This window comes from Streptomyces sp. NPDC000229 (assembly GCF_040300825.1).
Classification (GTDB): domain Bacteria; phylum Actinomycetota; class Actinomycetes; order Streptomycetales; family Streptomycetaceae; genus Streptomyces.
The window spans coordinates 150,391-158,016 of record NZ_JBEPEL010000007.1; the positions used below are offsets into that span (position 1 = coordinate 150,391).

General features: G+C 71.5%; 4 protein-coding genes. All 4 read left to right on the forward strand.

The window, feature by feature from the left end; translation table 11 throughout:
• Positions 1-7 precede the first annotated feature (7 nt).
• The 4 genes from ABT360_RS06885 (at position 8) to ABT360_RS06900 (ending at position 7,553) form a co-directional block, all read left to right on the forward strand.
• Entirely contained in the window at positions 8-1,810 is a 1,803-nt protein-coding gene (locus ABT360_RS06885; RefSeq protein WP_351811847.1) for an ABC-F family ATP-binding cassette domain-containing protein, read from the forward strand.
• A 245-nt stretch (positions 1,811-2,055) separates the two neighbouring features.
• Positions 2,056-3,990: an outer membrane protein assembly factor BamB family protein gene (locus tag ABT360_RS06890; protein ID WP_351811850.1), complete on the forward strand. Its 1,935-nt coding sequence runs from the start codon at positions 2,056-2,058 to the stop codon at positions 3,988-3,990.
• Positions 3,991-4,006: 16 nt separating this feature from the next.
• Positions 4,007-5,530 (forward strand): outer membrane protein assembly factor BamB family protein, encoded by a 1,524-nt coding sequence (locus ABT360_RS06895; protein ID WP_351811853.1) that lies wholly within the window; start codon positions 4,007-4,009, stop codon positions 5,528-5,530.
• 247 nt (positions 5,531-5,777) lie between these two features.
• Positions 5,778-7,553, forward strand: a complete 1,776-nt coding sequence (locus ABT360_RS06900) for an outer membrane protein assembly factor BamB family protein (protein WP_351811856.1) — start codon at positions 5,778-5,780, stop codon at positions 7,551-7,553.
• Positions 7,554-7,626 lie beyond the last annotated feature (73 nt).

Here is a 7,626-nt window from a genome sequence, read left to right on the forward strand (position 1 = left end):
GAGTGAAATGGCAGTCAACCTCGTCAATGTCGAGGCAGTCAGCAAGGTGTACGGCACCCGTGCCCTGCTCGACGGTGTTTCCCTCGGCGTCTCGGAGGGGGACCGGATCGGTGTCGTCGGGCGCAACGGGGACGGCAAGACCACCCTCATCCGGATGATCGCCAAGCTGGAGGAGGCCGACTCCGGACGGGTCACGCACAGCGGCGGGCTGCGCACCGGGGTGCTCACGCAGCACGACTCGCTCGACCCGGCCGCCACCGTCCGGCACGAGGTCATCGGCGACCTCGCCGACCACGAGTGGGCCGGCAGCGCCAAGATCCGGGACGTGCTCACCGGGCTGTTCGGCGGGCTCGACCTGCCGGGCTTCCCGCAGGGCCTCGACACCGTCATCGGCCCGCTGTCCGGTGGCGAGCGGCGCCGGATCGCGCTCGCGAAGCTGCTGATCGCCGAGCAGGACCTGATCGTCCTCGACGAGCCGACGAACCACCTCGACGTCGAGGGCATCGCCTGGCTGGCCGGGCACCTCCAGGCGCGGCGTTCCGCGCTCGTCTGCGTCACCCACGACCGCTGGTTCCTCGACCAGGTCTGCACGCGCATGTGGGACGTCCAGCGCGGCACGGTCCACGAGTACGAGGGCGGCTACTCGGACTACGTCTTCGCGCGCGCCGAGCGCGAGCGCATCGCCGCCACGGAGGAGGCCAAGCGGCAGAACCTGATGCGCAAGGAGCTGGCCTGGCTGCGGCGCGGTGCCCCCGCCCGTACGTCCAAGCCGCGCTACCGCATCGAGGCCGCCAACGAGCTGATCGCCGACGTACCGCCGCCGCGCGACACCAGCGAGCTGATGAAGTTCGCCAACGCCCGGCTCGGCAGGACCGTCTTCGACCTGGAGGACGTGACCGTCACCGCCGGTCCGAAGGTGCTGCTCAAGCACCTGACCTGGCAGCTCGGCCCCGGCGACCGCATCGGTCTGGTCGGCGTCAACGGCGCCGGCAAGACGTCCCTGCTGCGCGCCCTCGCCGACGCCGCCACCACGCGGGGCGAGGCGCAGCCGGCCGGCGGGCGGATCGTCGTCGGCAAGACGGTGCGCCTGGCGTACCTGTCGCAGGACGTCGCCGAGCTGCCGCCCGCGCTGCGCGTGCTGGAGGCCGTCCAGCAGGTGCGCGACCGCGTCGACCTCGGCAAGGGCCGGGAGATGACGGCGGGGCAGCTGTGCGAGCAGTTCGGCTTCACCAAGGAGAAGCAGTGGACGCCGGTCGGCGACCTGTCCGGTGGTGAGCGCCGCCGCCTCCAGCTGCTGCGACTGCTGATGGACGAGCCGAACGTCCTCTTCCTCGACGAGCCGACCAACGACCTCGACATCGAGACGCTCACGCAGTTGGAGGACCTCCTCGACGGCTGGCCCGGCTCGATGGTCGTCATCTCCCACGACCGGTTCTTCATCGAGCGGACGACGGACAAGACGTACGCGCTGCTCGGCGACGCCACGCTGCGGATGCTGCCGCGCGGCATCGACGAGTACCTGGAGCGGCGCCGGCGGATGATCGAGACGGCCGTCCCCGTACCGGCCGCCGTCTCCGCGCCCGCCAAGGAGAAGTCGGCGGGCGACGCCCGTGCCGCGAAGAAGGAGCTGCAGAAGATCGAGCGCCAGCTCGACAAGGTCTCCGAGAAGGAGGCCAAGCTGCACACCCAAATCGCCGACAACGCCACGGACTTCGAGAAGGTGGCGAAACTGGACGCGGAGCTCCGGGAACTCGCCGCACAGCGCGAGGACTTGGAGCTGCGCTGGCTGGAACTCGCCGAAGACGCCTGACCCTCAGGGGCGCGTGGCGAAGGCGTGGAGAGCGGGTAACGAGGGCATCACGGGCCGGTCCTCCCTTGGGAACAGGGGCGGACCGGCCCCTTTCGTGTCGGTGCCGAGTGATAGAAAGAAGCCCCGCTCGACTCACGCAACACTGCGGAATCCATGTCCGATTCGCTCCTTTCCGGTGGTACGTGCGCGCCGGAATCGCGGGGGAGGCCGGTCGGGCAGCGGACCGCACGAAGGGGGAAGCGCTGATGACTCAGCCGCCCAGCCAGCAACCGCCGCAGGGGGGCTTCGGGTCTCCGCAGGACCCGCACCAGCAGCCTCCCGAGGCTCCGCAACCGCCGGCCGCCGCGCCCGGTCAGGGCGCCCCGCAGGACCTGTCCAAGCAGCCGGGCCACCCCCCGGCCGGTCAGTCGGCCCAGCCGCCGGTGCCGCCGCAGGCACCGCCGGCCCAGCCCCCTGCCGCTCCCGCTTACGGTGCCCCTCAGCCGCCCGCCGGCCCGCCGCCGGTGCCGCCGCAGGCGCCGTCGGCCGCGCCCGGTTACGGCTACCCCCAGACCCCTCCCGGGGGACCCGGCTACGGCTACCCGCAGCAGCCCGGCCAGCAGCCCGGTCCGTACGCCGCGCAGCCCGGCCCGTACGCCGCGCAGCCCGGGCCCTACGGCCAGCAGCCCAACCCCTACGGCGGCCACCCGACCCAGCCGCAGTACCCCGGGGTGCCCACCCCGCCCCCCACCGGCACGGGCGGCCCCTTCAAGGGCAAGCCCGCCGTCATCATCGGCGCGGCCGTCGCCGCCCTGCTCGTCATCGGCGGCGGCACGTACTTCGCCCTCAGCGGGGACGACACCGACCCCAAGAAGCCCGTGGCCAACGGTTCCAGCGCCGCGCCGGACCCGACCGGTTCCGTCGACCAGGGCGACGGCAGCGGCGGCGACCGCGAGGCCAATGACGATCTGAACGCCGGGCGCAAGCCGGGCGAGGCCAAGGTCGAGTGGCTGATGACCAACGACGTGGACCTGCCGCGCAACGGCGCGGACGTCTACGGCCCGTGGGTCGTCGGCGACACCGTCGTCAAGGCCATGTACAAGAGCGTCGTGGGCTATTCGGTGGCCGACGGCAAGAAGAAGTGGGAGGTGCCGTTCACCACCGAGGTGTGCACCGCCCCGGCCCAGCCCGCCACCGACGGCACGATCGTCATCGGTGTCAATGACAAGGCCGGTGAGAAGGCCGACTGCACCGTGCTCCAGCAGATCGACCTGAAGACCGGCAAGGCGGGGTGGAAGAAGCCCGTCCCCCAGGGGACCGGCTTCAACGCGCTGTCCGACATGACGCTCGCCATCAGCGGCACCACCGTCACGGCCGCGGGCACCGGCAACTCCCACGGTTTCTCCCTCGCCGACGGCAAGCAGCTGTTCGGCACGCCGGACGCCGACTGCAAGCCGTTCGCCTACGCGGGCGGGCCGAAGCTGATCGCGGCGGCCCAGTGCCGCACAGGGGACTACAAGAAGACGCAGCACGAGGTCAGCGAGGTCGACCCGGCGACCGGCAAGCCGAAGTGGACGTACAAGCTGCCTCCGAACTGGGAGGTCACCAAGGTCTTCTCGGTCAGCCCGCTGGTCATCTCCACCGAGGAGCCCGACAGCAAGAAGTGGAGCATCATCGCGCTCACGGACGCGGGCAAGCTCCGCTCGACGCTCGACGGCGGCAAGGACAAGTTCAACCCCAAGTGCGGCGGCAGCTTCGTCGTCTTCGGTGAGAACCTCCAGGGTTGCATCGGTGTCGCCGCCGACGCGGGCACCTTCTACATGTCGACGGAGCCCACCCAGCTCACCAGGGGCACCAATGACGTCGTGGCGTTCGACCTGAACACCGGCAAGCCCAAGTGGCGCGCCCCCGCGGGCCCGGAGCGGACGATGACCCCGCTGCGCATGGAGGGCGGAGAGGTCCTGCTCTACATGGAGGGCTCCTGGGACCGCGGTGGCGCCGTCGCCACTCTCGCCCCGACGGGCGGCAGCCCGAAGGTGCTGCTCCAGCACCCGGCATCGACGGCCAAGATCGAGAGCGACTTCTACTCGCCGCGGTACGCGTACGCCGACGGACGCTTCTTCATCGCCAGCGGCCGCGTCAGCGCCCGTAACGACACCGAGGAGAAGCAGACGAAGACGATGATGGCCTTCGGCAAGTGACGGCAGGGTCCGCTCGATGAACCAGCCGATCCAGCCGTCGTCCGACCCGGCCGGGCCGTACGCCACGCTCAACCCGTACGGGGGCGGCCCCCAGCCGCCCCCGCCCCCGCCGCCGCCGTCCTCCGCCCGCCGCCGAAGGGGCCGGGCCCTGCTAGCCGCCGCCGCGGCCCTGCTCGTCCTCGGCGGCGCCGGGGCCTGGTACGCCACGTCCGGCGACGCCCGGGACGACAAGCGGCCCACGGCGGCCGGCTCCGGCCCGTCGCCCGCCGCGGCGCCGTCCGGTTCCGCCTCCGCCTCCGCCACCCCGTCCGGCCTGGACGCGGCGGCGGCCGGCCGGGTCAACGCCGCCCGCAAGGCGGACGAGGCGAAGCTGCTGTACCTCCGCAGGAATGCCGTCGACGTCCCGAACATGGGCGCCGACAACCTCGGCCCCTGGCAGGTGGGTGACACGGTCGTCACTGCCATGTACCGCACGGTCACGGCGTACTCGGCCGCCGACGGCCGAGAGAAGTGGAGCCTCCCGCTCCGGGCTGACCTGTGCACCGCGACGCCCCACATGACGGCCGACAACCGGATCGTCGTGGTCACCAAGGAGGGCCCCGGCCGCAAGGGCGAATGCCGCCGGCTGCAGGTGGTGGACCTCAAGACCGGCCGGGCGGGCTGGGAACGGATCGTCGCCCAGGAGCACCGGTCGGACAGCCTGATGGACTTCTCCCTGGCGTTCGTCGGCGACACGCTCGCCGTCGGCCGCCCGGGCGCCTTCAGCACGTACCGGATGAGCGACGGCGAGCGGCTGTACGGCTCACCGGCCGGCAGTTGTACGCCGAGCACCTTCGCCGGCGGGCCCAAGTTGATCGCGGCGGTCTCGTGCCTCGTCGGCGGTGCCGACAAGGAGGTCCAGGAGCTGGATCCGGCCACCGGCAAAGCCCGCTGGTCGTACCGCCTTCCGCCCGGCTCCCGGGTCGAGGGCGTTCTCTCCGTCAAGCCGCTGGTGGTCGTCTTCGCGGACAACGAGACCGGGGAGAACCGGAGGGCGGTCGCCCTCACGGAGGACGGGGCGCTGCGTTCCACGCTCGCGGACGCGGCCGAGTTCCAGCCGTACTGCGCCGAGGACATGCTGGACGACTGCCGGGCCGTCGTGGACTCCGGCACGCTCTACGTGGCCACGGACGGCGCCCCGGACGGGAGCAAGGGGGACGAGATCCTCGCCGTCGACCTCGCGACCGGCAAGACCGCGCGCCGCATCTCCCTGCCCGTGGAGGCGATCTCCTCCCCGATCGGGATGTCCGGACGCGACCTGCTGATCAACGTGTCACCGCTGGACGGGGGGTGGGAAGGGGTGGCGAGCGTCGCCCCCGGTGCCACCGAGCCACGCGTCCTGATGCGGGCTCCGGTGGAGCGCGTCCGGAAGGACTGGCGCCTGTCCGGCTCGACGCCTCTCTACGCCGACGGCCGCTACATCCTCGTCGCCGAGCGGGTCTCCGGCTTCACCGACGCCGAAGAGCGGGACGTGGTGCTCATGACGGCGTTCGGCACGTGACGGCAGGGCCTGTGCGATGACTCAGAAGTCACCACCGCCGTACGGCCGTAAGGCCCGGGTCCTGCTCGCCGTCGTCGGCGGCGGTACCCGGTACGCCGCCACGAGCGGCGCCGGTGACCGGGAACCCAAGCCGTCCGCCGCCCCGGCAGGAGAAGGAGAGTGCCATCCTCGTGGCCTTCGGCCCCTGACCGCGTGCTGACCCCCACCCACCCGATAGACATCCTTCCCTTTCAGAGGTACGCACACCATGACGCAGCCACCGCCGCCGCCCAACCAGCCGCCCTCGGGAGGCTTCGGCGCCCCGCAGGACCCTCCCCCCGGCTTCGGCGCCCCGACTCCGCCGCCGCAGGGCCCCGGGTACGGATACCCGCAGGCGCCCGCGACGCCCCAGCCGCCCCAGACGCCTCCGCCCGCCCAGCCGCCCGGCTACGGGTACCCGCAGGCACCGGGACAGGTTCCCGGCCAGCCGCCCACGCAGCCTCCCGGCGGGTACGGCTACCAGCAGCCGGGGTACGGCTACCCGAACGCTCCCATGCAGCAGCCGACGGCGCCGCAGGGTGGGTCCGGCGGTAAGAAGCTGTCCGCCCAGATGCAGATCATCATCGCCGCGGCCGTCGCCGTGGTCCTGATCATCGCGGGCGGAGTCTGGTACGCGAGCTCCGGGAAGGACGACCCCGCGAACGACGCCAAGGGGTCCTCCGGGGCCACCGAGGGCGGCGGCAAGGACGGCGGAGGCAGCGCCCCGGACGGTGGCGGCAAGGAGAAGGTGCCCGCCAACACCCAGGCCAAGGTGGCGTTCCAGCTGCCGCTGCCCAAGGTCAACGACATCACGAGCGTGACCGGCTCCTGGGTCACCGACAAGGCGTACGTCAAGACGGGCATCCAGTCGGTCGTCGGTTACGACATCGCCAAGGGCACTCCCCTGTGGACGACTCCGCTGCCCGGCCAGGTCTGCGCGGCCTCCCGCCACGTCAAGGACAACAAGACCGCCATCGTCTTCGAGGCGGCCAAGCGCGTGCCGCCGAAGAACTTCCAGCCCTGCACCGAGGTCGGCGCCCTCGACCTGACCACCGGCAAGCTGCTGTGGCGCAAGTCGGTCACGAGCCCCGACTCCGGTGACGAGAAGGCCTCGTTCGACGAGGTGACCATCGGCGCCACCACCGTCGGGGCCGGCGGCCTGGACGGCGGCGCCGCGTGGGACCTGGCCACCGGCAAGGAGCTGTGGAGGCCCCAGGTCAACGCCGAGGAGTGCGAGGACCGCGGTTACGGCGGTGGCGAGGCCCTGGTCGCGGCACGTCTCTGCGGTTCGATCGACAGCCCGTACCTGCTCATCCAGAACCTCGACCCGAAGAGCGGCGCTCCCCTGTCGACGTTCAAGATGCCGGCCGGCGTCGAGGACGCGGGCATCGTCTCCACCAAGCCGCTGGTGGTCGCCGCCGACGTCGGTGACACCGCCGGTGACGGCTCCGGCATCTCGGACTTCTTCTCCATCGACGAGAAGACCGGCAAGCTCAAGGTGAAGATCGCGGCGAACGCCGAACGGTACTCGGCCGAGTGCGACTCGACCGGCGTGGAGGTCTGCCACCGGGTGGTCGTCGGCAACAACAAGCTCTACCTGCCCACCGAGGACCACGAGGGCGGCGGCGAGTACGGTGACACCAACGAGATCGTCTCCTTCGACCTCACCACCGGCAAGCCCACCGCCGACAAGGCCGACGCGGGCGACCGGTACTCGATGTTCCCGCTGCGGATGGACGGCGGCAACATCATCGCGTACAAGAAGCCGCCGTACGACAAGGGCGGCCAGGTCGTGAGCATCGACGGCGGGACGTTCAAGCAGACCGTCCTGCTGGAGAACCCGTCCGACGAGTCCGTGCGCGACGCGGAGTCGTCCTTCGTCCTGGACTCCGCCGAGATCCGGTACACCGACGGCAGGCTGTTCATCGCGGACAACATGTTCGACGCGCCGAGCGGCACGTCCGACCGCAAGGAGTACCTGGCGATCGCGTTCACCACGCACTGACCGGCGCTCCCACGCACAGCGGACCTTCTACGACCGCCCGCACCCGCTCGAGAACCGCGCGCAGATCCTGGAG

Coding starts and splice junctions, on each gene's coding strand:
- ABT360_RS06885 (WP_351811847.1), top strand. CDS start 8: ATGGCAGTCAACCTCGTCAATGTCGAGGCAGTCAGCAAGGTGTACGGC.
- ABT360_RS06890 (WP_351811850.1), top strand. CDS start 2,056: ATGACTCAGCCGCCCAGCCAGCAACCGCCGCAGGGGGGCTTCGGGTCT.
- ABT360_RS06895 (WP_351811853.1), top strand. CDS start 4,007: ATGAACCAGCCGATCCAGCCGTCGTCCGACCCGGCCGGGCCGTACGCC.
- ABT360_RS06900 (WP_351811856.1), top strand. CDS start 5,778: ATGACGCAGCCACCGCCGCCGCCCAACCAGCCGCCCTCGGGAGGCTTC.